Source organism: Sphingobacterium zeae (assembly GCF_030818895.1).
GTDB lineage: Bacteria > Bacteroidota > Bacteroidia > Sphingobacteriales > Sphingobacteriaceae > Sphingobacterium > Sphingobacterium zeae.
In genome coordinates, this window is the sequence record NZ_JAUTBA010000001.1 from 3,928,370 (window position 1) to 3,953,126 (window position 24,757).

Here is a 24,757-nt window from a genome sequence, read left to right on the forward strand (position 1 = left end):
GACCTGTTAATGTTTCCAAATTTTAGTTAATTTTGTCTATCAAATTTTTAAATGCTATGACGAATTGGAAGGACTTTTTTGAGATTAAAACCGAGTATGATTTTAATCAGCAGTGTTTAGAGACCTACCAATTCCAAAGCCAGCATTGCAAAATTTATCGGGACTATATCCGCATCTTGGGAAAGGATAAAGCCGTTATTGAACACTATACCGAGATTCCTTTCCTACCTATTGAATTTTTCAAAACCCAACAGGTTATCACCGAAGGAATGGAGGCTGAAATGGTCTTTTCCAGCTCCGGAACGACGGGAATGCTGACCTCGAAACATTTTGTGGCCGACCTGAATATTTATGAACATACCTTTCGTCGGATCTTCGAAGATTTCTATGGCCCTTTGAGCAATATTGCCGTACTCGCACTTCTCCCTTCTTACCTCGAGAGAAGTGGATCTTCTTTGATATATATGGTTGACGATCTTATGAAACAAAGTGATCAGCCTGAAAACAATTACTTTCTGTATAACCATCAAGAGCTATACGAAACACTTGTCCGGCTCAAAAATAAAGGAACGAAGACGATACTCTTCGGAGTGACGTATGCCCTTCTCGATTTTATTGAACAATATGCCTTCGATTTTCCAGAATTAATCATTATGGAAACAGGAGGAATGAAAGGAAAGCGCAAGGAAATGGTCAAACAAGAAATCCATCAGCTTCTTGAAAAAGCGTTCGGTGTGGTCGGAATTCATTCTGAATATGGGATGACGGAACTACTATCTCAGGGCTATTCCTCTGGTCAAGGAATTTTTCAGCTACCCAAATGGATGAAAATACTGATCCGGGATACCAATGATCCATTGAGTTTGATTCCTTCGAATAAATCTGGAGGAATTAATGTTATCGATCTAGCGAATCGCTATTCCTGTTCGTTTATCGCAACACAGGATCTAGGAAAAGTACACGCGGATGGATCGTTTGAAATATTGGGTCGGTTTGACCAAAGTGATATACGGGGTTGCAACTTGCTGGTTCAATAGGGATTTGAAAAAGCGTATATGGCAGCATTGTTGCGCTTTACCGGTACTGAACTAAAAAAACACTTGACCATGGTGTGATCAAGTGTTCTCATTGAAATCGACGCTTATTTCAGGCTTGGATCCTCAAAGGTATTACCCGATCGCATATCCCCAGAATCATATCCTTTTTTAAACCAGGCCATACGCTGTGCAGATGTCCCATGGGTGAATGATTCTGGTACAGCATAACCCTGTGCTTCTGTTTGCAGCTTATCATCGCCGACCGCTTCAGCCGCTTTCATGCCATCCATAATATCGTTATAATCAATTTTTATATCGGTATACTCGTTGAGATAATGTGCCCATACGCCCGCATAAAAATCCGCCTGTAGTTCGGTCATGACAGAGATTTTATTATTTTCCCGCTCACTGAGCTTACCGCGTGCTGCATTGGTTTGGGGTAATAGTCCAACCAGTTGCTGAATATGATGTCCAACCTCATGTGCTATCACATAAGCCATCGCAAATTCTCCTTTTGCTCCAAATTTATCTGACAACTCTTTACTGAAGCTTAAATCGAGATAAATTTTTTGATCACCAGGACAATAGAAAGGGCCATAAGACGCCTGCCCCATACCACAACCGTCTGTTTGCGTGCCACCATCGTAAAACACAAGTGTTGTTGGTGTATAGTTTTTCTGCATTTGCTCTTTAAATAGCTTTGTCCAAACGTCTTCGGTACTTTGGAGCACAGTCAATGAAAACTCTGTTAGTCTTTTCTCTTCAGGATTTAGCTCACGTGGCTGCCCCGACTGTTCGGTCTGCGCCCCCATATTCTGGGCTTGTTGTAAAAGTTGCGTCGGATCTCCTCCCATCAGAAATCCTATGACTAAAACAATAATCCCCCCTATTCCACCTAATGCTATTTTTCCACCACCCGACATCCCCCTGCGGTCTTCAAAATTACCACTTTGTTTTCCTCCTTGCCATTTCATAGTATCGCTAAATTATAGTTAATAATCGTTTCCAAAGCTGGACTAATACAAATTCAATACCAATGTTTTACATACAAAGGTTTTATTTTAAGAAAAAAATTGTAATGCTTTTTGCATGCCAACATTTTTTTGGCCCGTCAATTCTACGGTATCGAAAGATTTTCATCATCCAAAACAATGCACTAAAATAGGAACAGAAGCGCCAAAATTAGTAAAGTTGTGATATTGGTCATTGTTCATCAGAACAAATTTGGCTAAGTTTGGACTTTCAAAAATAAGATATGAAGTTAGAAGAACAATTACAGGGGAGAGCTGGTGGAAAATGTGAATTAACGGGCAATGAATCGACATTAGTTGCCTATACACTACCTCCAGAAATAACGGCAAATTTTGACAATACCTTACTGATTTCAGAAAAATTAGTCAACCAGCTTAATAAGACAGAACAATTAAATCCCGAAGACTGGAAATTTCTTCCAAATGCGATGTGGTCTGAAAATCCGGCTGTACAAATTGTATGCTGGCGGATGTTAAGCCGGTTAAAAAATGAAGGCTGGGCATCGGAAGCATTGGATATTTTATATTTGGACGATGAAACGTTGGCTGAAGCCAAAAAAACCGGCGACCACGAAAATGATGGCTATGTTTCTTTTCATGAAGATAGCATTGGTCAAAGACTCTTTGAAGGTGACACGGTTGTATTAACAAAAACACTCGACGTCAAGGGCTCTTCTCTTAAAGCCACGTTAGGTACAATTGTGAAGAATATCAGATTGGTAGCTAACAACATTGAGCAGATTGAAGGAAAGATTGAAGGTCAGACGATCGTTATTTTAACCAAATACCTGCGTAAGCAAAACTAAGTATCGCCTCTTTCAAAAGTGAAAGGCTTAAAAAGAGACGGTCACTCCACTCTTTTTAAGCCTTTCGCTTTTATACCTTTTTATTTGTTTTAACTATTCTCACTATCTGGGATAATTTCGCACAAACTCAAAGTGATAGTTTGGATGTTGTTTTAGGCTATCGATTAAATCTGATAAAAGTCGCTGTCCTTTTTTAGTCTGGTACATATTATCATGTGTCAACAGTACCACATTGTTTTTCGTATACGACGTTCCTTTACGAAGTAGATTCTTCATTTGGGTATATAACTGATTTACCGACAAGTCTGGTTTTCCCGTCACACCATTAATTTTCCATTCACAATCCCAACCAATGACCTTATAACCATTTTGATGCAGTAACTCGGCCGTTGTTCCCCCTGTTTTCAAATCAACTTTCTTACGGTCTCCGATATACCAAATATTTCTTCCCGGCAATCGCACGATTTTATGCTCGAGCCCCAAGGATTGCTCAGCATGTTCAAAATCCTCAAAAGCAGCCTGCGGATTGGAATAAAATACAGTATACTTGTCGTGCGCATGCCAAAAACTATGGTTATAACAATCAACTAAAGGATTATTCTTGTAACGTTCGGTATAGCTGTGCAGCTTTTTACTCATTTTATCATGATGTCCAATCAGAAAAGTATTGATTTTAATACCCTTGGCAGTTGCAATGGAATCAAGATACTGACTTCCATTCAGAGGGCCATCGTCAAAAGTAAGATATATATAGCGCGGAGAAACAGTATCGGTCAATAATACGGTTGTATCTTTAGCGCTTTTAAAGGGCTTATCTTCTTCCGTTTTAGCAATGGTATCTTTTTGTAAGGAATCCACGTTAGTGATCGAGTCCTGCACCGTAACTAAACTATCTTTTATGGCTGGGATGGAATCATCCGTAGTATCACTATTTTGAACCTTGCTCTTCCCACCTTGATCACAGGCATATAATCCTAAACTAACTATCCCCAAACCTATCCATACAGCACCTAAACGAATCCCTTTTCTCATTACAAAAATTAACTTACGCATTACTATTGTTTCAAAAACCTATCGTGAAGACTACATGTAGCTCCTATAGGTTTATTGTAGCGCAAAATTAAGATAATTTTTATGAATCAAGGTATTATGTTTCTTAATTTATTTGGGCGTAAAAAAAGAAGAATCTATGGCCTTATAGATTCTTCTTTTTACTTCAATTGAACTTGTATTTCAATTGAACGATTGTATTTCAATGTAACAAATTAGTGCCTGTGCTTTCCAGGTCCATGCCCCTTACCGCGTCCATGATGACCAGGTCCTCTATCGTGTCGACGGCCTTCATTCCATGAATGTCCGCGGCTCACTTTGCGGCGCTCGCTCGCAAAGGAATACCCACCGCCATGATGGCTGTCGCGAATTGCTACCTGTCTTCCGCGGTAGCCCCCGTAACGACTTCTATATCGGTCGTGATGATGCCATGGTGTACGGTCGTTGATAACCACCTTGTGTACTCGGTAAAAATCATAGTGTCTATATCTTCTAGGAAGGTTAGCTCTCCTTACCCAGCCGCCATTGTCGTAATAAATATAACATCTCGTGGGCACATCGTAATACATATTATACTCTGGAATATAATAATAGCGGGCATAATCATAGCCTACTGGGCCCCAATTAGGCTGACTTCCGATGTTGACGCGAATACTGACTTGCGCCTGGGCAGCATCTGCCGTAAAAAGGCCTGCAATGATAGCAGCTGCATAAAGCAATTTTTTCATAAGTAACTCCTCCCTTAGTTTGTAATTTCTTCTTTACAATACGACAACAAACTGTATGCAAAAGATTAAAATCGAAATGTTAATTTTTGTTAACCAATCAATAAAAAACTCATTATTAACAGGTTGAACACCTGCATTATTTGCAATAAAGTAAAAACATTATTGGATACTATGTTGTTCAAATAAATAGATAACAGAAACTTTAATAATAAATACGATGAGCATATATAACGTAGGTATATTGGTTGGTAGCTTAAGAAAAAACTCGTTTAACAAAAAGATTGCAGAGTATATCGTTGATCAGGAGGAATCTAAATTTCGCTATAGCCTGATCGATATTGGCGATCTCCCTTTGTATAATCAGGATTTCGATGATGAAGGCACTCCGCCGGCTAGCTATACAAGATTTCGTCAGGAGATTAATGCATTGGACGCAGTGCTCTTTATCACGGCAGAATATAACCGTTCAGTTCCTGCTGTGTTGAAAAATGCAATTGATGTAGGATCAAGACCTTATGGTAAGAACAGTTGGGATGGCAAACCTGCTGCAGTAATATCTTCTTCAATTGGGGCGTTGGGCGGTTTTGGTGCCAATCATCATCTCCGGCAATCCCTTGTATTCGTTAATCTCTTGACAATGCAACAACCCGAAGCATATATTGGTGATATTGAGTCAAGTATCGGATCTGACGGCAAAATTGAATCCGGAGAAACCAAGGATTTTCTACACAGCTTTAAACAAGCATTTGAGCAATGGGCTGAGCAGTTTATAACTAACAAAGGGCAGGATTAATTCCCGCCCTTTCTTAATTCTCGCCTCTTTTGGCACTACTACTCTACCGTGTTAGTCTTGCTCATCACTGATATCATAGTTCCAGGCAAGCAGTTTTTCCTGTAGAATACGGGATATTTTATTGAAGTAGCGCTTTTGCTTATACCCCATCACCCATTGCACACCCTGTACAGCATTGGTACAGAAAATCTCATCGGCCCGTTTCATAATCTCGGGGCTTATTTGGGCTTCAACGACCTCGATACCTTCATCTTGTGCCATGTCCATTACTACCCTACGCATAACTCCCTCGATACATCCTTCGGACAGCGCAGGGGTATAAAGTACTTTCTCATAAAAGACAAAAATATTGGATGTCAGTGATTCACATAAGTAGCCCTCCTGATTTAGGATCAATACATCGTCAAAGGCCATTTTCTTTTTATAAATACCGGCCAGCACATAAATCTGCGCATTTAAAGACTTAATTTTTGACAGATCGCTATACGGTTTTTTAAATTCATTGTACAAGCCTACGATCAGTCCCACCTTCTTATCACGCAGATTGGGTTCTAGCCGTTGTACCTGCAAAACAAAACCGGGCTTATTACTTGTCGGACTATACAGCCCGCCCCCTGATCTAAATACGATCAATCGGATACGGACCTGTTGCCCCAACATATTATTTTTACGGATTAATTCTTCGGACCGCGAACGAATAAAAAATTCGTCGAAAAGATTTGCATCGTCCAGATGAATCAATTCCATGCCTTTCTGTAAGCGTTCAACATGAAAATTTAGAAAACGGATATCACCATCCTTATAGAGCATGGTTTCGAACAATCCATCCCCGTAACGAAAACCTCTATTCTCAATGCTAAATATTTCCTGATTTTCCGGCACTACATTGCCATTGAAATTAATATAGTTTGTTGGCATCTTAATTCTGTTCTAAATTTTAACCATTTTCTACAGCCATTGAATTTGCTGCGTATCCACGCCATTTTTCTAAAGCTAAACGAAAATCTTCTGGGTATGGTACTTCAAAGTACATATTTTCTTTTGTAGCAGGATGAATAAATCCCAATACTTGCGCATGCAGTGCTTGACGAGGAAGCAAAGAAAAACAATTATCGACAAACTGCTTATACTTTGAAAACACGGTACCTTTTAAAATCTTGTCTCCGCCATACATAGCATCGTTAAATAGCGGATGCCCGATAGACTGCATATGCGTACGGATCTGATGTGTTCTTCCCGTTTCTAGCTGGCATTCGATTAAAGTGACATAACCTAAGCGTTCCAAAACTTTATAGTGTGTTACCGACCAACGCCCCTTCTCTTCACTATCATACATCGCCATGATGCGTCTGTCTTTTAGGTGACGTCCAATATAACCTGTTATCGTTCCATCTTCTTTTAAATCACCCCATACCATGGCGATATACTTGCGTGTGATACTGTGGTCGAAAAACTGTTTCGCCAAAAAGGCCATGGACTTTTCATTTTTGGCGATAACCAATAGCCCAGAAGTATCTTTATCAATTCGGTGTACTAATCCCGGACGATCAGAATTTCCTGGTAGCTGTGGCAGCTGCTGAATATGATAAGTGAGCGCATTCACCAAAGTTCCTGTATAATTATTATATCCTGGGTGTACAACCATTCCAGCTTCTTTGTTCACAATCAGCACGTCATCATCTTCATATTTGATATCCAAAGGAATATTTTCTGGATAGACTTCGTTATCACGCGGGGGATCAGGCAACACCAATGTAATTACATCATCGGGTCTAACTTTATAGCTCGCCTTGATTTCCTTACCGTTGACCATGACAGAACCTGCTTCTATCGCATGCTGAATTTTACTCCGTGTAGCATTTTCGACTCTGTTCATCAGATATTTATCAATGCGGAGTAAGGCCTGCCCCTTGTCCACCTCTATCCGTAGATGTTCAAATAATTCGTGTTCTTCCTGATCTTGCAATCCAATTTGTTCTGTCATGCTACAAAAATAAACCAAATGAAACAATTTTCGTTAAATTTGTTTTCATTTAATGTTATGTTGCCGTTCAAAATCCACAGTCCCGAAACTGAATTGTATCTCCCCGCTTGGGAGAAAAAGCATGTAAAAGTAACGCTCAAGCGGGATGACCTCATACATCCTTTTATTTCAGGCAATAAATGGCGTAAATTAAAATACAATCTAGCGGAAGCAATACGGCTTCAGAAGAATCATCTTGTTACATTTGGTGGTGCCTGGAGCAATCATCTTTTAGCTACAGCCTGCGCCGGAGCGACCTTTAAGTTTAGAACAACCGCTTTTGTCAGAGGGGAAGAAGGAGTCAACAACCCTGTTTTAGCCATGTGTCGACTCTTTGGTATGCAGCTTATTTATGTCGAACGCGAATCTTACCGAAATAAAGAGAATCTGTACAAAACATATTTCGGTCAGGATCCAACCACTTTCTATATTCATGAAGGGGGCTATGGTATTTTAGGCGCTAAGGGATGCGCAGAACTGGTTGATGAACTCCAACAAGAATACCAGCATATCTTTACTGCTTGTGGCACCGGAACAACATTGGCCGGAATAGCCAACGCCATAGATAAACGAGATGCTCTTACACGTGTGCATGGTATACCCGTTTTAAAGAATGGTGGCTTTATTCAAGAGGAAGTCGATCAACTTTACCCCAACATAGCTCCCCCTATTTTACATCTCAATTATCATTTTGGAGGATATGCAAAAACAACTGCCGACTTACTATCTTTTGTTCAAAATTTTGTAACAAATACCGGGATAATGATCGAACCTACATATACCGGCAAATTGCTCTATGCCCTAGATGATCTGATTAAAAATGATTACTTCACTCCAGCAGACAAAATACTTGTGGTTCATACCGGCGGATTAACAGGCATTCTTGGGATGTATGAACGGTTCAATTTTATTGATGTACATCAATAAATACACTTGCATACCGCACAACGACATTTGATTGACTTTTTTTTAGCGATTATATTGTAAGTTTGACCATCTTTTAAACTAAGAGAGATCGAAAATAAAAGCAATAAAGATTAAATTAATGATATAACGATGAAAATATTAGCATTTGCAGGCACAAGCAATAAAAATTCTATTAACAAAATGTTCGTTACAAGTACGTCCAAATACTACAAAGAAGCAGAAGACACCATCGAGTTGCTGGACCTAAACCATTTTGAAATGCCTATCTATTCTTACGATAAAGAAGCCGAGCTAGGCATTCCGCAATTGGCCTATGACTTTGCTGCTAAAATGGATGCGGCAGATTTTCTTTTGATTTCTTTGGCAGAACACAATGGGTCGTATACGTCAGCCTACAAAAATATCGTTGACTGGGTTTCGCGTATTCCTAATCGTAAATTATTCAACGGCAAACCTGTTTTCTTGTTGGCTACGGCTCCTGGTCCAATGGGTGGTGCAACGGTATTGAACACTGCTGTCAACCGAATTACCTGGGATGGTGCGGATATCTTAGATTCTTTCTCTCTTCCTGAATTTCACAAAAATTTTGAAGAAGGTAAAGGGATTATAGATCCAACCTTAAGAAGTCAATTGGAGGCTAAAGTAAGAAAGACAAAACGTATTCTTGCGGAAAAATTAACGATACAAGGTTGACAAAAGATTAACAAATAATCATTGTGAAAACCTCTTTTAATATGTAAATTGAAAACCTATTAAAAGAGGTTTTTGATATGGCAAAAAAAATATTATTACTGGTAGGAGACTTTGTAGAAGATTACGAAGCGATGGTTCCATTTCAGGCAATGGGTTCCATAGGAATAACTGTAGATGCAATTGCACCAGACCGAAAAAGCGGTGATGTGGTGCCAACAGCGGTCCATGATTTTACGGGTGACCAGACCTACAAAGAATTGCGCGGACATAATTTCGCTATCAATAAGGATTTTGATGAGGTAAATGTTGAAGATTATGATGGTCTATATATTGCTGGTGGCCGATCGGCAGAATATATCCGACTCAACAAACGTGTTTTGGAGATTACAAGACACTTCTTTGAGCACAATAAACCTGTCGCGGCAATATGTCATGGCATTCAAGTGTTAACGGCAGCAAAGGTTCTTGAAGGACGTACGCTCACCGCCTATGTTGCTGTAGGTCCGGATATCGAATTGGCTGGCGGCACATGGAAAAATATTCCTGCGGATCAGGCAGTCGTGGATGGAAATTTGGTCACTTCTCCCGCCTGGCCAGGACATCAGGCAATTTTGAAAGAGTTTTACAAATTATTAGGCATAACAATTACAATTTAAGGGTATTTTAATGAAGAAGAATAAAAGGTTATGGCTTTTGGTCATACCAATTTTGATGTTGTTGGGATTTATTTTAAAAGATAGCTTCAATCAAAAAAGTATTGAAGACTTACCGGGAGGTTTTAAGGAAGTTGCGTTTGTCAGAAATGAACAAAATAAAGGTGGTATTATCCGTATCTATGCCGTGACCGTGGGTGACGTTTTAAATGCAGACTATACAGGTTGTCTTGAGCTCATGCCTGTTAATGATTACGGAAGTATCACAACCGTGTACTTCTTCGATCGAACGGCTCCTTATCCAACAAGTCTATCGATCGATACACCGCATTTCGACACCACAAAATTCAAAGCAATTCAAATCTCAAAGAAATACGGAAAAAAGGACTAGACCTTGCCAAACGGAAAGACACATCCCCAAAGTTTGTATAAAACTTTGGGGATTTTTTTTGGAATAACTTAATAATTCGTTAACACAAAAAAGTTCGATTATCCCCGCTAGAGCTATAGTTTTGCTTTTTAAATTTACGTATATTTAGTTATGGCGAAGAAATTTATTCCTAGAGATGTTAGTTGGTTGAGCTTTAATGGAAGAGTGCTCCAAGAAGCTGCGGATGAGACGGTTCCTTTACCCTTAAGAATCAAATTTTTAGGTATTTTTTCAAATAACCTTGATGAATTTTTCCGTGTACGTGTCGCTGGACTAAAGCGAGCTATCGACCTGAAAGACAAAAGTGCCAACCAGTCATTTTATGAAGACCCACAGCTCATCCTCGAAGAACTCAACATCAGGGTAATCAAACAGCAAAAGAAATTTGACAGTACCTGGAATCGTATTCAAAAAGATATGGCCAAACAGCATGTCTATATTAAAACCAGCGAAGAACTGAATGTCGAACAGCAAAAATTTGTCAGTGACTATTACCAGGATGACGTCGAATCGAACGTTATCCCCTTAATATTAGATGACGTACGACCAATGCCCTATATTCGCGACAAGAGTCTTTATCTGGGTATTGCGATGGGCAAAAAGGAATGGCAATATGAAACGAAATTTGCTCTCATTGAGATTCCTACAAGTTCAAATGGGCGCTTCGTACAGTTACCGTCGCCAAAGGATGAAAAGCACATAATACTTTTAGAGGATGTTATCAAGTTTAATCTCCCATTAATATTTTCCTATTTTGGTTTCGATGTATTCCATGCTCATGTCTTTAAAGTGACGAAAGACGCCGAATTTGACATTGACAACGACATCAATACAAGCCTTGTTGAGAAAATTAGCAAAGGGGTAAAAAATAGGCGAAAAGGTAAACCCACACGCTTTATATTTGACCAGGAAATGAACACCAAGTTGGTGGAATTCTTGATCAAAAAACTTAACCTATCCAAAAAAGACAGCATCATTCCAGGGCAGAAAATACACAACTTTAAACACTTTATGGACTTTCCAAACGTATTTAAATCCTACAATCAACCACTGGAAAGAACGTCGTTTCCGCATCCTAATTTTCAAAATTACGAGCGGGTAACGGATACTGTATTAAAAAAGGATGTGCTTCTCTCCTTTCCATATCATGAGTTTAGACCGATTATTGACCTTCTTCGTGAGGCAGCAATGGATCCGGATGTAAAGACCATCCAGATTACAGCATACCGCTTAGCTTCAAATTCAAAAATTGCAAATGCCTTGATCAATGCAGCCCGCAATGGAAAAGAAGTCACCGTGATGCTCGAACTCCGTGCAAGATTTGATGAGGAAAATAACTTGGACTGGAAGGAAAAACTCGAATTGGAGGGCATTAAAGTATTAACTGGTATCCCAAATAAAAAAGTACATGCAAAACTATGTGTGATAAAAAAACGTGCTGGCATGAAAACCATCCAATATGGGTTTGTCAGTACAGGAAATATCAATGAAAAAACAGCAAAATTATATGGAGACTATTGCCTCTTAACAAGTAACAGAGATGTGATTGCCGATATCAATAAGATTTTCAATTACCTTCGACGTCCTAAATCAAACCCCGCTGAAATTATCAAAAATTGTAAAAGCCTTTTGGTATGCCCAACGGATATGCGCAAAGAGCTGCTCCATTACATCGACCAAGAAATTACAGAAGCCAAAGCTGGCCGAAAAGCATACCTCATTGTGAAGGTAAATTCATTGAGCGACAAGGAAATGATTAAAAAGCTCTACGATGCGGCAACGGCTGGTGTTAAAATAGACCTTATTATCAGGGGAATCTACTGCGCAACAAACCAGAAGAATTTTAAACTGCAGATGAATGCCATTTCAATAGTAGACGAATATCTAGAACATGCACGTGTGATGTATTTTTACAACGCTGGCCGGGAGCAGCTATTTATTTCGTCAGCAGACTGGATGACAAGAAATCTGGATCATCGTATTGAAGCGGCCGTAAAAATAACAAGCAAAAAAATAAAGGAGGATTTAAAAGAAATGCTTCAAATTCAGCTTAATGATAATGTCAAAGCACGGATACTAAACAATTCGCTGAGTAATCATTATGTCGAGAATAACAAGGCGCCATGCCGGTCACAAATTGAAATATACAATTACCTAAAAAAAAAAATAGCTGATCATTAAGCGGGTTTTCTATCTAACAGCAAACGGATCAATACACTGAAATTGGCGGATGCTTTCGCTACGGACGAGAATCAACGTTTTATTATATTAATTCAGGCACAAGTTGTATCTTCATTCCATGAAAATCAACTTGTGTCTTGCCCTTGGTTTAAGCTTTTTCAGTTCATTCATCTGTGCACAGGAAAAAAGCATACCATCAGATTTTGTATACGTCAAGGACATTATTCCTAATGTTAGCTTGGAAATGCGTTATTTAGGCAGTCACAACTTTACAGGAAGGCCAATACGGGGTTATGAGAAGCCTGTTGCGATTTTAACTAAGCGGGCAGCCTTCGCACTGCAGCAGGTCGAAAACCATTTAAATAAAAAAGGTTTGGGATTGAAAATATTTGATGCCTACCGTCCACAGCGCGCTGTTGACAACTTCAAGTCATGGTCATTAAAAACTGGCGACACCATTGCAAAAAGAGAGTTTTATCCACATCTGGATAAGAAGAATTTGTTCAAGCTAGGGTTTATTGCCTCCAAATCAGGCCATAGCCGTGGCAGTACAGTAGATCTTACGATTATTCGGCTGAAAGATAAAAAAGAGATTGATATGGGCGGGCCGTTCGATTTTTTCGGAGCTGTGTCACACCATCAATATGCAAATCTAACGGCACAACAGAAAGAAAACAGAAAAATTCTAAAAGAAGCTATGGCTAAATTTGGGTTTAAAGCTTACGATAAAGAATGGTGGCATTATACGTTGCAAAATGAACCTTATCGTAAAACTTATTTTGATTTTATCGTGAAGTAAAGATGTCTGTGAAGGAAATACCATTTGAAAATAAGGGCTTTTATGTTTTTCATTTTAAAGGCAACAAATCAAAACCTGTGTTCAGCTCCGAGCAGCAGCACATCCTAAAAAAGGGTGAACTCTATTCGCTCTGTTTAATAAAAAAGGGTGAAACGTCTTTTATAATTAATAATGAACGCATACAGGTGGCACAAAATCACCTATTGTTAACCAGTCCATCATCGAGAGTCAATAGCTCTTCTGTCGCCAAATCTTGGGATTGTGAAGTGTATTTGCTTTTCTTTACATTGGATTTCACCTTCAAATTGGACTTTCAGCAGGATTTTTTTGATGTAACGAAAAAATCGCTGGCCATCAACGATAGTTACATCTGGTCGCTATCCAATCAAGATGCGATCAACCTGTCTAACTTATTCAAGCAGTTTATTCACTACGATCGGCAAGCATCTACCTACCTATTCAAAAATCAAATTGTGAAGTCTTTAACAGAAATACTATTTTGTGAAATTGCTCGATTAGGAAGCCAAAATCTCCGAAATACTCCTGCTATTCCTTCGCGGAAACGAGAAATACTGGCAAATTTTTACTTGCTACTCAAAAAGTCATTTCATAAAGAACACATGGTACAGTTTTATGCCGTGCAACTCGGTATCACGGCGAAGCATCTTTCGGTAATTACCAAGGAGCTTACTGGAAAATCAGCAATAGAACTTATTCAGAATGTCTTAGTGGAAGAAGCAAAGTCTTTACTTTGCCAGGGGCTTCCGATGCGCGAAATTGCAATGAAATTACACTTCTCGGATCAGTCTTTTTTCGGTAAATTCTTTAAGCGAAATGTTGGTATCTCGCCTAAAGAATTTCGTCAGAACCTCTATTTAAACAAAGTCGATTAAATCGAAGATACTTGTAAACTGCTGATCTGCGGCAGAAGTATCCTGCAGTTTATCTTCGCCCCAAGTCTGTCCTTTCAACCATAAGGTTTGACATCCAACGGCTTTAGCCGGGACCATATCTTTACTATACGAATCACCTACGACAACGATTTCTTGGGCAGGAAGTCCTAATTTGTCGACACCTAATGCATAGATTGCAGGATCAGGTTTGCGTACACCGACAACGGCAGATTCCACAACGGACTGAAAATAAGGTAAAATACCAAAATCGGCGAGGACAGATTTCAGATTGCCATAAAAGTTGGAAACCATGACAATTGGATATTTTTCACGCAGTGAAATTAGAAGCGGCTTCACCTGATTAACTGTATTCTTCGCGAGGGAGTAGCCATCAAATGCAATTTTATCAGCTAATGTTTTATCCAGTTCGTACCCCGCAGCAATAAGGTATTCAAATTGTACATTAAGCTTTGCCTTCAGTACCGCTAAAAAATCAAAATCCGGCTTAATAATCGGCTGTAAAGCCATTTGACGTTCTGCGTAACTATAGGCTTCCTGAAAAGCGTTCAAATTTACAGGAACCTCGTACTTCTCATAACCCGACCAGATAACAGCTCCCCAATGACCACCATTCGTATCCAAGGTTCCACCATAATCAAAAATAATTCCCTTAACGTTAAACTTATTCATTTTATTTCTTTTTTACTAAACTCATCCAGCCCAAGCCGATCATAATCCATACAATTTCTCTAATTCGCGTGACAACGCCCATAAAAATACCGACTTTAGCGGGCAATCCTATACTCATCACAGCCATGGCTAATCCGCCCTCGCGAGTCCCCAATTGCATGGGGAAGAAAAACACCAGATTGGCAAATAATGAAGAACCTGAGCTAATGATCATGGCATCAACAAAATCAATATTGATATCTAGTGCTAAACCAATGAAATAAATCTCAAAACACCCCACTACCCGTGCTACAAACTCCCAAAAAAGAGCTTTGTAGAAACGGTCGCGGCGATTTTGAAAAAGGTTTTTCACCTGCTGATCCACATCATTTAAGGTTTCATACTTGGTTTCCAACAAATGATTGACTTTTTTACCGACCAAAGGTAATTTAGACAATGCTTTCAAAAGAGAAACTGTAATTCCCTTCTTATAAAATTTTGTAAATAGCCAAGTACAAATAATAGCCATTACAAAAATCGCAGCACAGGCCACATTCACCATCGTACTGGCCGGTACAAACCAAAGGATGAGGAAAACAGAAGCTACCCAAAATAAAATATGGGACAAGATGTGCATGACGCCATACAACAGTACCGAAGAACCAGCCTTCGAGCCTCCCACATATTTTTTGAGTTCAATAATACGATATGGCTCTCCCCCTAAGGCGACAAATGGCGTGATATAATTGATTGCATAACCAGATATCGTCAGTTGTAACACCTTCCAAAAAGGCACGTCCGTCTGAGGTAATTCGGGCTCTTCAATAATGGCCTTAAATGCCATTGCATTCATCCAGTAGAGTACAGCCCAACTGCCCAGTACAGGCAAAAACCACCATCCTATATTTTCGAGGTTGTTCCAAATCTCATCAATGCCCATTGCCTGAATCATATAGGCAAGTGTACCTATACCAATCAGCATAAAGAGTACTTTATAGATCTTACTCCCCATAGGTTGGATCATTTGTTAATTTATCCACAAAATAACCACTTACTTTCTCCTGCCGGTTACACATATAGATTAATATTGGATTTAAGACAAACATATCAAAGAAAAAATAAATCCAAGGCTGACCGATAAACAACCAAACAAATAGGAAGATCACCCGGGTATTGAACTGTACAATATTGGTATATTTCATCAATGGCTTGTTACGCGCTCTAAAATCTACCATCAATTGTTGTGGCAGCTCATCTTTATAGCGACTCTTCACAATATGCAATAGTTTCTGCAATTTGGGAGAAAGCTTTTCTTGGTTTCGCGTATAGCCTATATAGCCATTCAACACAAATTTGCTAAAGAAATTCTTACGCCAAGACAAGGCTTCATAGTCCGCTTTTAAATCACGGGTATTGTCCAGCTCACTTTCCGGCTTTACCTTTTATAAAATACAAGTGAACATTGCGGTAATAATCGGCCATTGCTGACTGAATCATATGCGATACACCTGCAAGCACACAAAAAACCCATAACCATTGTGACCACCCCTCATTGATACTGCGCAGACAGATTGCTATATGAATGGAAGCAAACCAAAAATCACCGGCAAAACCATCCAAGATACGGCCAAAACGACTTTTGTTGTCTGTCATTCTTGCAAGCTGCCCATCGGCACTGTCTAAAGAGTTGGCAAAAACCAATAAAAGCATACCAATCACATTAATCCACAGCGCTGGGTAATAGAATAAAATACCCGCAGCAACACCAAAAAAGATACTAATAATCGTCACTGCATTAGGCGTAATACCTATTTTAGCACAGACTTTTGCGATGCGATAACCAATAGGTCGATAAAACCAGATGTCAATTTGCTCTTCGGTATCATTAGATTTTAAAGATTGTTCGAATGCACTCAAATTTGCTTCTTCGATTACATTAACTTGTTCTTTCTGCATTGTGGTTCTTTTCAGTAAATTTATGGTAAACCATTTGAGCAATAGCCTCTGCGGCCTCGGCCCGGCATGGCGCAAAACTTGGCCAGTCATTTAAATCTATAATATGGAAGTCTCCATTGGCATCAATAATCACATCGCCGCCGTAGATATGTACATCAAGGACTTCAGCAGCACGATTAGCGACTTCTTTTAAATTTTCTAGGTCAAAAGGAAAATGTACCACCTCATCATTAATTTGCTCGTACAAATCATATTTATGATGATTGTGTTCATACGGGTAGAAATAATAAAAGAACGCTGTTCCGCGTACAGCATAAAACTTCAATAAGTCTCCGGCAAGATGTTCAGAAATTACAGCTTCTTTAATTCCACGGAGCGCATATTCATTCAATATGTGTTGCGCTTCCTTCAGGCTACCGGCAAACGTAACATCTTCTTTATGAATAGCATGAAAATCGCCACGCTTAATCCATACCCCTTTCCCTTTCAATTTCTCAAAAATAGATTGAATGTCTGCTACAGTAGATATCACAATGCTCTTGGGATAAGGAACTCCGCCTTCCAAAAGTTTAAGTGTCATATTCTTACGATAGCAATTTTCAATTCCAAAACCCGAATTCAAAACATAGGTACCGGTGCTTTGAAGCGATTGCAACTTTTTGACTAAAGTCTTTGTTCTCCCCATCGTTAAGATATTGTCTTGCTTTATGGTTGACAAAGACAAAAATTCATCTTCATTACAAATTTCGACCGAAGCACCTTTTTCGTTCAGTTTTAAAATTACTTCATTGAATATAGCGGCGTCATTTCCCACATGATTGGGTGAAAAGCGATTTTTTCGAGTTACGCCTAAAATAGAAATCATATCGCTCATTTTTCTAACTAACTTCCTCACTCAAAAATTGTTCTGCGACTTCTCGATCTTTTAGGTGATCAATATCGACGACTTTTTCAAACACAAATGCTTCAACTTTCAAACTATTTTCCAGTAAAGCACGCTGAAAATTACGCATTCTGGAATTTCCAGCAGCAACGGAACTTAATGCACAATCCATGGCGGCTTTACGAAAACAATATATTCCGCCGGAAACATATCTCGTTTCTGGTGTCGCCCTATCTAAGAAAGCTTCCACCTCAAGTTGTTGGTTGGTATTGACATACAAAGGGCTCTCGTCATCAATAAAAGGGGTAACAGCCATAAAAGCATCTGCAGTTTTATGGTGATGAAAATCATCTAAATAGGCATGAAATTCATGTGGCTTAAAAACCGTATCGGTTGTCGTAAGACAACAGGAAGACCAATCAGGATTGTTTTTAACAAGCAAAGCAAAACTGTGCAAGGAACTTTCAGTATCTTCCTCTAGCAGCACAATAGGTAACTCAAAAGTCGTTTTTTCCAAAAACAATTTCAATTCCGGAGATTGTTTATTGATGATGACATGAACTTTTTGTGCTCCTTCTTTGGCAAATATGCGAATCAATCGTTCAATTAATGGAACTCCATGTAATGGTAGCAAGGGTTTCGGTAAATTGAATCCCTCCTTTCGCAATCGAGAACCTTCTCCCGCTGCTATAATAGCAAATTCCATCTCTTCTAATTGCAAAATAAAATCATTTATTAAAAAAAGCAAAACCCCCGTCACTCGCTCAGCGTTGATAAACACAAAAGCCTACAGAGGGTTATATCAAATCTTCAACCGCAACAATGGTGTTGAAGAAAAAGGGGAAAAACTGTCTTTAACAATTGTTTCCCCCAATCTTATTAAGGTCGCTTATTGAATGCTATCTACGAGCTCTTGGTAATAATCCAATCCCAAGTGCGTGATTAAATCTTCACCCATAATGTGACGCAATGTATTTTGCAATTTCATCAATTGTTTGAAGATATCATGTTCTGGCGGTAAACCTGGAGCCGTTTGAGGCGATTTCAAGTAAAATGACAACCACTCTTGAATACCTGACATACCTGCACGTTGAGCCAAATCGATAAAAAGTGCTAAATCCAACGCAACTGGAGCTGCTAAAATTGAATCACGGCACAAGAAATTGATCTTAATCTGCATCTTGTAGCCCAACCAACCGAAGATATCAATGTTGTCCCAAGACTCTTTATTATCACCATGAGGAGGATAATAATTGATGCGCACTTTGTGATAAAGGTCACCGTACAACTCCGGATTCTTTTTCGCATCTAATATCTCTTCCAATACCGATAATTTAGAGACTTCTTTTGTTTTGAAATTTTCAGGATCATCTAATACCAATCCATCGCGGTTGCCCAAGATGTTGGTTGAGAACCAACCTTCAACACCTAAAGCTCTTGCCTGAAGACCTGGTGCTACGATTGTTTTCATTAATGTCTGACCTGTTTTAAAGTCTTTACCTGCAATAGCTACCCCGTTTTCGTGCGCGAGCTCGACGATTGCCGGAACATCACACGTTAAATTTGGTGCACCATTGACATAAGGAGCACCTTCCTTTAAAGCCGCATAACAGTAAATCATGCTTGGCGGAATGCGCTGATCGTCATTATCCAAAGCCTCTTCCAATTTAGCTAAAGTTGAAAAAGCTTCGTTCGTTTCAATATAACGTTCTGTAGAGCCACACCATACCAATACGACGCGGTCTAATCCATTTTTCTCTTTAAATTCACGAATATCTCGTTGTACGGCATCTGCCAATTCACGACGAGTTTTTTCAGATTTGATGTGTGTTCCATCTAAATTTTTAACAAAATTACGATCAAACACAGCCTTCATTGGTTGGATAGCCTCCAATTCCGCTTTAACAGCATCCAATTGACCTTGCTCCAATACCTGTGCTTTTGACGCAGCCTCGTATACGTTATCTTCATATACGTCCCATCCGCCAAAAACTACATCTTCCAATTTTGCTAAAGGGACGAAATCTTTAATTAATGGATTTCTGTTCTCAGTGCGTTTACCCAGACGAATTCTGCTCAATTGAGAAACAGATCCGATTGGTTTTGAAAAACCTTTGTTTATAGATGCCACACCAGCGATCAATGTTGTAGCCACAGCACCTAATCCCGGAATAAGAATACCCAATTTCCCATTGGCATCTTTCACTTGTTGTCCCATATTAATTCTATATACTTAAATTGTTATTTAATTAATGTATTATGATAAAATAATTCTTAAAATTAGCTTAAAAAAACATAATTCATACCACTTGGCATTATATTTATAAAAATCGTAAAAAGTATCGATAATAATGCGATTTGAAACCGAAATAAATAACCTGAAAAACAATTATTACTCGTATTAAATCACACCATCTCGCTGAGATTTAATGATTTTGGCTATACGTGTCAATCGAAAAATAACCTCCTACTAATCCTACTCAATATATCAACATTCGAAATCTAATCCAAATTCAAAACAAAAAAAGCTTTTATTTCTAAAAAACTGGTCAATTTTTCCTTTTCTATTTCTCACAAATATGACAATAAAATTGGAAAATGCCGTTACTAGCACTACCTTTAGTTTTAAAATCTAATACCCGCAATAATTCCACAACATTATTAGTAACAAATGGAGTGTGAAATACGGTTACACCGTGTAAGCACCGAACAAATAATTATCTGAATGAAAAATACGATTTCGTACCTCACTTTAACGTTTTTATGTGCCAGCCATTTACATGCTCAAACAGCTGCCGACTCTGCTTACGTTAGAGATTTTTATGAAAAAACTGAAGTAACAATACCAATGAGAGATGGAAAAAAATTGTTTACTGCGATCTATAGTCCAAAAGATAAATCCAAGAAGTATCCAGTTTTGCTCAACAGAACGCCTTATACTGTTGCTCCCTATGGGCAAAATGAATATAAGAAAAGTCTCGGAAACTTTCCGGCAATGATGCGTGACGGTTATATTTTCGTCTATCAGGATGTGCGCGGTAAGTGGATGAGTGAAGGCGATTTTGAGGATATACGTCCAACGACATACAGCAAAGATAAAAAAGCAATTGATGAAAGTACAGACACCTACGATGCACTGGAATGGTTGCGGAAGAATCTTAAAAACTACAATGGTAACGCGGGGCTTTACGGAATCTCCTACCCGGGCTTCTATTCTACTGTAGGGCTTGTCAAAACACATCCAAGCTTAAAAGCAGTCTCGCCCCAGGCTCCGGTAACAGATTGGTATATCGGCGATGACTTCCATCATAACGGCGTCTTGTTTCTGCAGGATGCGTTTACCTTTATGTCAACCTTTGGCGTCCCGCGTCCCAAGCCCATCACGCCAGATCAATTTAAAAGCAAAATTCAGATCAAAGAAGCGGATAAATACAACTTCTTTTTAGAAGCTGGAACAGCACGAGAACTTAAAGAAAAATATTTTGGCGATTCTGTTCAATTCTGGAATAACCTGTTTAAACATCCCGATTATGACGATTTTTGGAAATCGCGTGTAATTACCAACGCTTTACAGGAGGTGAAACCAGCAGTGATGGTCGTAGGGGGCTTCTTCGATGCTGAAGATGCCTATGGAACATTTAAGACCTATCAATCGATTGAAGACAAAAGTAAAAAAAACAATTCGATTTTAGTGGCTGGGCCTTGGTATCATGGCGGCTGGGTACGATCAGAGGGAAACTTTCTGGGGGATATTCAATTTGATAAAAAAACCAGCATTACGTATCAGGAACAATTTGAGCAACCATTTTTCAAATATTACCTGAAAGATGAAGGGAGTTTCACTCCTTCCGAAGCTACTATTTTTGTATCGGGCGCCAACGAATGGAAATATTTTGAGCAATGGCCTCCGAAAAATGTAGAGACAAAAAAACTCTACTTCCATCCTCAGGGAAAACTGGCATTTGACAAAGTGCAACGTACAGATTCCTGGGATGAATATGTAACTGACCCCAATAAACCCGTCCCACATCAAGGTGGCTTAATTCAAAACCGAACACGGGAATATATGGTTGATGACCAGCGATTTGCAGCCAGCCGTCCTGACGTAATGGTATATCAAACAGAGCCTTTGACCGAGGATATTACGATTGTAGGTCCCATCAAAAACCATCTTAAAGTGTCCTCAACGGGTACAGATGCAGACTATGTCGTTAAACTGATTGATGTTTATCCGAATGATGCACCGAGCTATCAAGGAAAAACAATGGCCGGATACCAAATGATGGTTCGCGGAGAAATTATGGCCGGAAAATATCGAAATGGTTTTGAAAAAGCAGAGGCACTAACGCCAGGAATGGTCGAAAAGGTGAATTTTGAAATGCCAGATGTGGCACATACGTTCAAAAAAGGGCATCGGATAATGGTTCAGGTACAAAACTCCTGGTTTCCCCTAGCAGAACGAAATCCACAGGTATTCTTGGCACCATATACCGCTACCAAAGCTGATTTTCAGAAAGCTACCCAACGGATCTTTCATGATGTGAATAATGCGACATATATTGAATTTTACATGCTTAAGGATTGATAACTCAAAATTAGACGGCCTATCCGTAGCTTTTTAGCCACAAATATCAAGCGCAATTAAAAAAAATGAAATAAGATTTGCAGAGGTGTAACATTTACACTATCTTTGTATCATCATAATTTAGGTTTATAATTGGTTATTTAAGGTTTTCATTCTCCCCGTTTGAAAACCTTTTTTTTATTACTTTTAAGTTCTATCAACCGTTTTTCAACAACGCTCATTACAAAACAAAAATTTGCTGATCGCCTCTTCTTAAAGAATGGTGCTTAAATTAATTCTCAAAAAATGAGAGAAGTTCTTCAACAATACTGTATTTTTAACGGATATATTGGGCGAAAGTACGCAGATGTATAAAGAAGAAATTTAAATAGTGAAAATATAATCGAAATATATGGCAGAACATGGGGATTTGCAAATCGCAATACTAATCGATGCGGACAATGTATCTTATCGAAAGATCGAAGAGATTTTGAATGAAGTCAAAAGATATGGAATTCCAACCATCAAACGCATCTACGGAGACTGGACCAATCCTTACGTTGAAAAATGGAAGGACAAACTTCTTACCCATGCCATTACTCCAATCCAACAATACAGTTATACACAAGGCAAAAATTCGACCGATTCGGCATTAATTATTGACGCCATGGATATTCTGCATTCGGACAGAGTGGATGGATTTTGTATCGTTTCAAGCGATAGTGACTTCACCCGTTTAGCCACACGTTTACGGGAGTCGGGTAAACTTGTTATTGGTATTGGTGAAAAAAAGACTCCCAAGCCTTTTATCGCCTCCTGTGATAAATTCATTTACGTCGAAATATTTGAAAAAAATCAAAAGAAAGAAACGGTAGTAAAGAAAAAGCAACAAACGCAGCCTAAACCAAATCCTGTTGAAAATGTAACGAGCATAGCAGTACTGGATGAGGAAACCCTAGAACTTTTGAAAGACACTGTGGATGATACAGCGGATGAAAATGGCTGGGCATTCCTGGGAGAGATTGGAAGTCTTTTTAATAAAAGGAAGCCTGACTTTGATGCGCGCAATTATGGATACGATAAGATGTCCCACCTTTTCAAAGCGTATAGAGAAGATTTTGAAATTGAGGAAAGGAACACAGACAAATCGCGTATTAAACACTATTACATCCGCAACATCATTAAGCGTCCTTTGTCCGCTGTAATACCTACAGCGACGCTTGATAGTGAACCAAAAATAGTTTCAAACAGTACAACTACAACGGAACATACAGACAAACCAGCAAATCAAAACGGTAGAAAAAAAGGAAGGCCCGGGAAAGGGCAAGATAAAGTACTTGCTGAAATAACGCAAAAAGAGATGGTGCAAAGCTCTGCGGCGCCGGAACAGAAAATAGAAGTCACTACTCCAACATCAGGCGATTTGCCCAGCAGTATGTTATTCCCTTCGGAAGGCAATAAGATCACTGCGGATGATGTTAAAAAGACACAGATCCGGATCACAAAGGAATTTAAACCTTTGTTTCCAACCAAATCCCAAAAATTGAGGATTATGATCAACGCTGGTGAGTATGAATGTAATTTCACCTATCGGGGCAGAGGCTTTCACGTCCTTAAATTAGGAAAGGAAGCGGCAACGCAACTTGCTCTCACTGAGGGAATCCAAATACAAATTGTTAGACTGAACGAAGTAAGCTTTAGCCTTCAAAATAAATCGGTATAGATCGGTGGTACTCAATCTGATTTTTTTTAGTCGATAAAACAATACGGTTTGTTTTATCGACTAATTAAAGTGTTGCGGTATTCTGCCAATGGAATATGATCTTCGACTGCTTTCGAATTGATAGTGCAATGGCATTAAACGGCTTAATTCCTGCTATTCACAACATAACGGATTAACGTCCGCCTGCAAATTCCATGGTAAAGTGGTAGTTCTCGTCAATAGCCACAGGCTTACGGTCCACTTTTCGAAAGTCCCGCGCTTCATCCGTCCATAGAAACGGGTAAAACGAAAATACCTGATTACCATTTAGGGATTTCACATCGTCATTCCAGCCTTTCCATTTGAACGTTTCATAAAACTGTGCAACATCCCCTTTTAATGCCCAAAAGATAAAGTCCGAATAGCCACATTCCAAACTCTCCCATTCTAAAGTATCTTGCGCAAAATAGTAAACCTGTCCAATAGCATCACCTAGAGCCCCTGCATTGATGGCAAAGTAGCCACCCAAAACGTCATCAGCTATGAGTAGAAAACCACCTTTTTCACCTTCCTTAACAAAGCTTTTTCCTTTATTCCATTCCATAATTCCGCGGTTGAGCTTTGGCGAACCTGAACCTAAAATTCGTAGCCAGCCTCCATCGATTAAAATGCCACCAGTCTGGTGGATAATGGCTCCCATTGGAGATTTCGTGGTGATCTGTGCACGTAGAAGTTCTTCATCAGCTCTCTTTGGATCGCGGGTAAGCACTTCATATGAATTTGTCGCTTCTTTCATCCAACTCTGCACGAGCTTCCATCCAGAATTACCTGTATCTATCAATTCTTTTAGACTTTTCATTTTTTGCATCTTATTGCATGGTCAGTCGCATACCAACCGAATGGAATTTCCATGACCTGATCAATTTGCCGAAATTACCA

The 24,757-nt window shown here is 39.2% G+C and carries 25 protein-coding genes; 12 read left to right on the forward strand and 13 right to left on the reverse strand.

Annotation, left to right across the window (positions count from 1 at the left end; genetic code table 11):
• The first annotated feature begins 56 nt into the window (after nucleotides 1-56).
• A complete protein-coding gene (locus QE382_RS16545) occupies nucleotides 57-1,037 on the forward strand; it encodes a long-chain-fatty-acid--protein ligase (RefSeq protein ID WP_307186880.1) in 981 nt (326 codons plus the stop codon).
• A 104-nt stretch (nucleotides 1,038-1,141) separates the two neighbouring features.
• Here QE382_RS16545 and ypfJ read toward each other — a convergent pair whose 3' ends face one another.
• Nucleotides 1,142-2,011 (reverse strand): KPN_02809 family neutral zinc metallopeptidase, encoded by an 870-nt coding sequence (gene ypfJ, locus QE382_RS16550; protein WP_307186881.1) that lies wholly within the window; start codon nucleotides 2,009-2,011, stop codon nucleotides 1,142-1,144.
• Nucleotides 2,012-2,292: 281 nt separating this feature from the next.
• Between ypfJ and QE382_RS16555 the strand changes: the two genes are divergently transcribed.
• On the forward strand, nucleotides 2,293-2,874 hold the full coding sequence (locus QE382_RS16555) for a PhnA domain-containing protein (protein ID WP_307186882.1): 582 nt from the start codon (nucleotides 2,293-2,295) through the stop codon (nucleotides 2,872-2,874).
• A 102-nt stretch (nucleotides 2,875-2,976) separates the two neighbouring features.
• On the opposite strand, the gene QE382_RS16560 is transcribed toward QE382_RS16555, so the two are convergent.
• Together QE382_RS16560 and QE382_RS16565 are read right to left on the reverse strand one after the other, a co-directional pair.
• Nucleotides 2,977-3,927, reverse strand: coding sequence for a polysaccharide deacetylase family protein (locus QE382_RS16560; protein WP_307186883.1), 951 nt, complete (start codon nucleotides 3,925-3,927; stop codon nucleotides 2,977-2,979).
• A gap of 212 nt (nucleotides 3,928-4,139) precedes the next feature.
• Nucleotides 4,140-4,652: a hypothetical protein gene (locus QE382_RS16565; protein ID WP_307186884.1), complete on the reverse strand. Its 513-nt coding sequence runs from the start codon at nucleotides 4,650-4,652 to the stop codon at nucleotides 4,140-4,142.
• 217 nt (nucleotides 4,653-4,869) lie between these two features.
• On the opposite strand from QE382_RS16565, the gene QE382_RS16570 reads away from it, so the two are divergent.
• A complete protein-coding gene (locus tag QE382_RS16570; protein WP_307186885.1) occupies nucleotides 4,870-5,445 on the forward strand; it encodes an NADPH-dependent FMN reductase in 576 nt (191 codons plus the stop codon).
• Nucleotides 5,446-5,496: 51 nt separating this feature from the next.
• Here the strand turns inward: QE382_RS16570 and QE382_RS16575 are convergent, their stop codons facing one another.
• Complete coding sequence (locus tag QE382_RS16575) at nucleotides 5,497-6,363, reverse strand: aminotransferase class IV (protein WP_307186886.1); 867 nt, start codon at nucleotides 6,361-6,363, stop codon at nucleotides 5,497-5,499.
• A gap of 19 nt (nucleotides 6,364-6,382) precedes the next feature.
• Complete coding sequence (locus QE382_RS16580; RefSeq protein WP_307186887.1) at nucleotides 6,383-7,429, reverse strand: RluA family pseudouridine synthase; 1,047 nt, start codon at nucleotides 7,427-7,429, stop codon at nucleotides 6,383-6,385.
• An 18-nt stretch (nucleotides 7,430-7,447) separates the two neighbouring features.
• On the opposite strand from QE382_RS16580, the gene QE382_RS16585 reads away from it, so the two are divergent.
• The 7 genes from QE382_RS16585 to QE382_RS16615 all read left to right on the forward strand — a co-directional run bounded on the left by QE382_RS16585 (nucleotide 7,448) and on the right by QE382_RS16615 (nucleotide 14,044).
• Nucleotides 7,448-8,395, forward strand: a complete 948-nt coding sequence (locus QE382_RS16585; RefSeq protein WP_307186888.1) for a 1-aminocyclopropane-1-carboxylate deaminase/D-cysteine desulfhydrase — start codon at nucleotides 7,448-7,450, stop codon at nucleotides 8,393-8,395.
• Between the two features lie 129 nt (nucleotides 8,396-8,524).
• Nucleotides 8,525-9,088, forward strand: coding sequence for an NADPH-dependent FMN reductase (locus tag QE382_RS16590; protein WP_307186889.1), 564 nt, complete (start codon nucleotides 8,525-8,527; stop codon nucleotides 9,086-9,088).
• A gap of 77 nt (nucleotides 9,089-9,165) precedes the next feature.
• The gene (locus QE382_RS16595; RefSeq protein WP_293881002.1) at nucleotides 9,166-9,744 is read left to right on the forward strand and encodes a DJ-1/PfpI family protein; all 579 of its coding nucleotides are present in this window, start codon (nucleotides 9,166-9,168) and stop codon (nucleotides 9,742-9,744) included.
• 10 nt (nucleotides 9,745-9,754) lie between these two features.
• Entirely contained in the window at nucleotides 9,755-10,132 is a 378-nt protein-coding gene (locus QE382_RS16600) for a hypothetical protein (RefSeq protein ID WP_307186890.1), read from the forward strand.
• A 150-nt stretch (nucleotides 10,133-10,282) separates the two neighbouring features.
• The gene (gene ppk1 / locus QE382_RS16605; protein WP_307186891.1) at nucleotides 10,283-12,352 is read left to right on the forward strand and encodes a polyphosphate kinase 1; all 2,070 of its coding nucleotides are present in this window, start codon (nucleotides 10,283-10,285) and stop codon (nucleotides 12,350-12,352) included.
• 118 nt (nucleotides 12,353-12,470) lie between these two features.
• Complete coding sequence (locus QE382_RS16610; protein WP_307186892.1) at nucleotides 12,471-13,151, forward strand: M15 family metallopeptidase; 681 nt, start codon at nucleotides 12,471-12,473, stop codon at nucleotides 13,149-13,151.
• Between the two features lie 2 nt (nucleotides 13,152-13,153).
• Nucleotides 13,154-14,044, forward strand: a complete 891-nt coding sequence (locus tag QE382_RS16615) for a helix-turn-helix domain-containing protein (protein WP_307186893.1) — start codon at nucleotides 13,154-13,156, stop codon at nucleotides 14,042-14,044.
• Here QE382_RS16615 and QE382_RS16620 read toward each other — a convergent pair.
• From QE382_RS16620 to QE382_RS16650, 7 genes are all read right to left on the reverse strand, one after another.
• Complete coding sequence (locus QE382_RS16620) at nucleotides 14,027-14,734, reverse strand: HAD family hydrolase (RefSeq protein ID WP_307186894.1); 708 nt, start codon at nucleotides 14,732-14,734, stop codon at nucleotides 14,027-14,029. The two genes, QE382_RS16615 and QE382_RS16620, sit on opposite strands and share 18 nt — an antisense overlap.
• A gap of 1 nt (nucleotide 14,735) precedes the next feature.
• Nucleotides 14,736-15,725, reverse strand: coding sequence for a lysylphosphatidylglycerol synthase transmembrane domain-containing protein (locus QE382_RS16625; protein ID WP_209575729.1), 990 nt, complete (start codon nucleotides 15,723-15,725; stop codon nucleotides 14,736-14,738).
• Complete coding sequence (locus tag QE382_RS16630) at nucleotides 15,715-16,059, reverse strand: hypothetical protein (protein WP_307186895.1); 345 nt, start codon at nucleotides 16,057-16,059, stop codon at nucleotides 15,715-15,717. Before QE382_RS16630 ends, QE382_RS16625 begins: the two co-directional genes overlap by 11 nt.
• A 76-nt stretch (nucleotides 16,060-16,135) precedes the next feature.
• On the reverse strand, nucleotides 16,136-16,669 hold the full coding sequence (locus QE382_RS16635) for a CDP-alcohol phosphatidyltransferase family protein (RefSeq protein WP_307186896.1): 534 nt from the start codon (nucleotides 16,667-16,669) through the stop codon (nucleotides 16,136-16,138).
• Complete coding sequence (locus tag QE382_RS16640) at nucleotides 16,650-17,534, reverse strand: ATP-grasp domain-containing protein (protein WP_307186897.1); 885 nt, start codon at nucleotides 17,532-17,534, stop codon at nucleotides 16,650-16,652. The genes QE382_RS16635 and QE382_RS16640 overlap by 20 nt, the downstream gene beginning before the upstream one ends.
• A gap of 13 nt (nucleotides 17,535-17,547) precedes the next feature.
• Nucleotides 17,548-18,273, reverse strand: a complete 726-nt coding sequence (locus QE382_RS16645) for a nucleotidyltransferase family protein (protein ID WP_307186898.1) — start codon at nucleotides 18,271-18,273, stop codon at nucleotides 17,548-17,550.
• Between the two features lie 168 nt (nucleotides 18,274-18,441).
• Entirely contained in the window at nucleotides 18,442-19,770 is a 1,329-nt protein-coding gene (locus QE382_RS16650) for an inositol-3-phosphate synthase (protein WP_046675789.1), read from the reverse strand.
• 507 nt (nucleotides 19,771-20,277) lie between these two features.
• Here QE382_RS16650 and QE382_RS16655 point away from each other — a divergent pair.
• The gene (locus QE382_RS16655) at nucleotides 20,278-22,137 is read left to right on the forward strand and encodes a CocE/NonD family hydrolase (RefSeq protein WP_307186899.1); all 1,860 of its coding nucleotides are present in this window, start codon (nucleotides 20,278-20,280) and stop codon (nucleotides 22,135-22,137) included.
• A 391-nt stretch (nucleotides 22,138-22,528) separates the two neighbouring features.
• Nucleotides 22,529-23,839 carry an NYN domain-containing protein gene (locus tag QE382_RS16660; protein WP_307186900.1) on the forward strand — a complete coding sequence of 437 codons (1,311 nt, stop codon included), beginning with the start codon at nucleotides 22,529-22,531 and terminating at the stop codon, nucleotides 23,837-23,839.
• A gap of 172 nt (nucleotides 23,840-24,011) precedes the next feature.
• Here QE382_RS16660 and QE382_RS16665 read toward each other — a convergent pair whose 3' ends face one another.
• Nucleotides 24,012-24,677: a DUF2625 domain-containing protein gene (locus QE382_RS16665; RefSeq protein WP_307186901.1), complete on the reverse strand. Its 666-nt coding sequence runs from the start codon at nucleotides 24,675-24,677 to the stop codon at nucleotides 24,012-24,014.
• Between the last annotated feature and the right edge of the window lie 80 nt (nucleotides 24,678-24,757).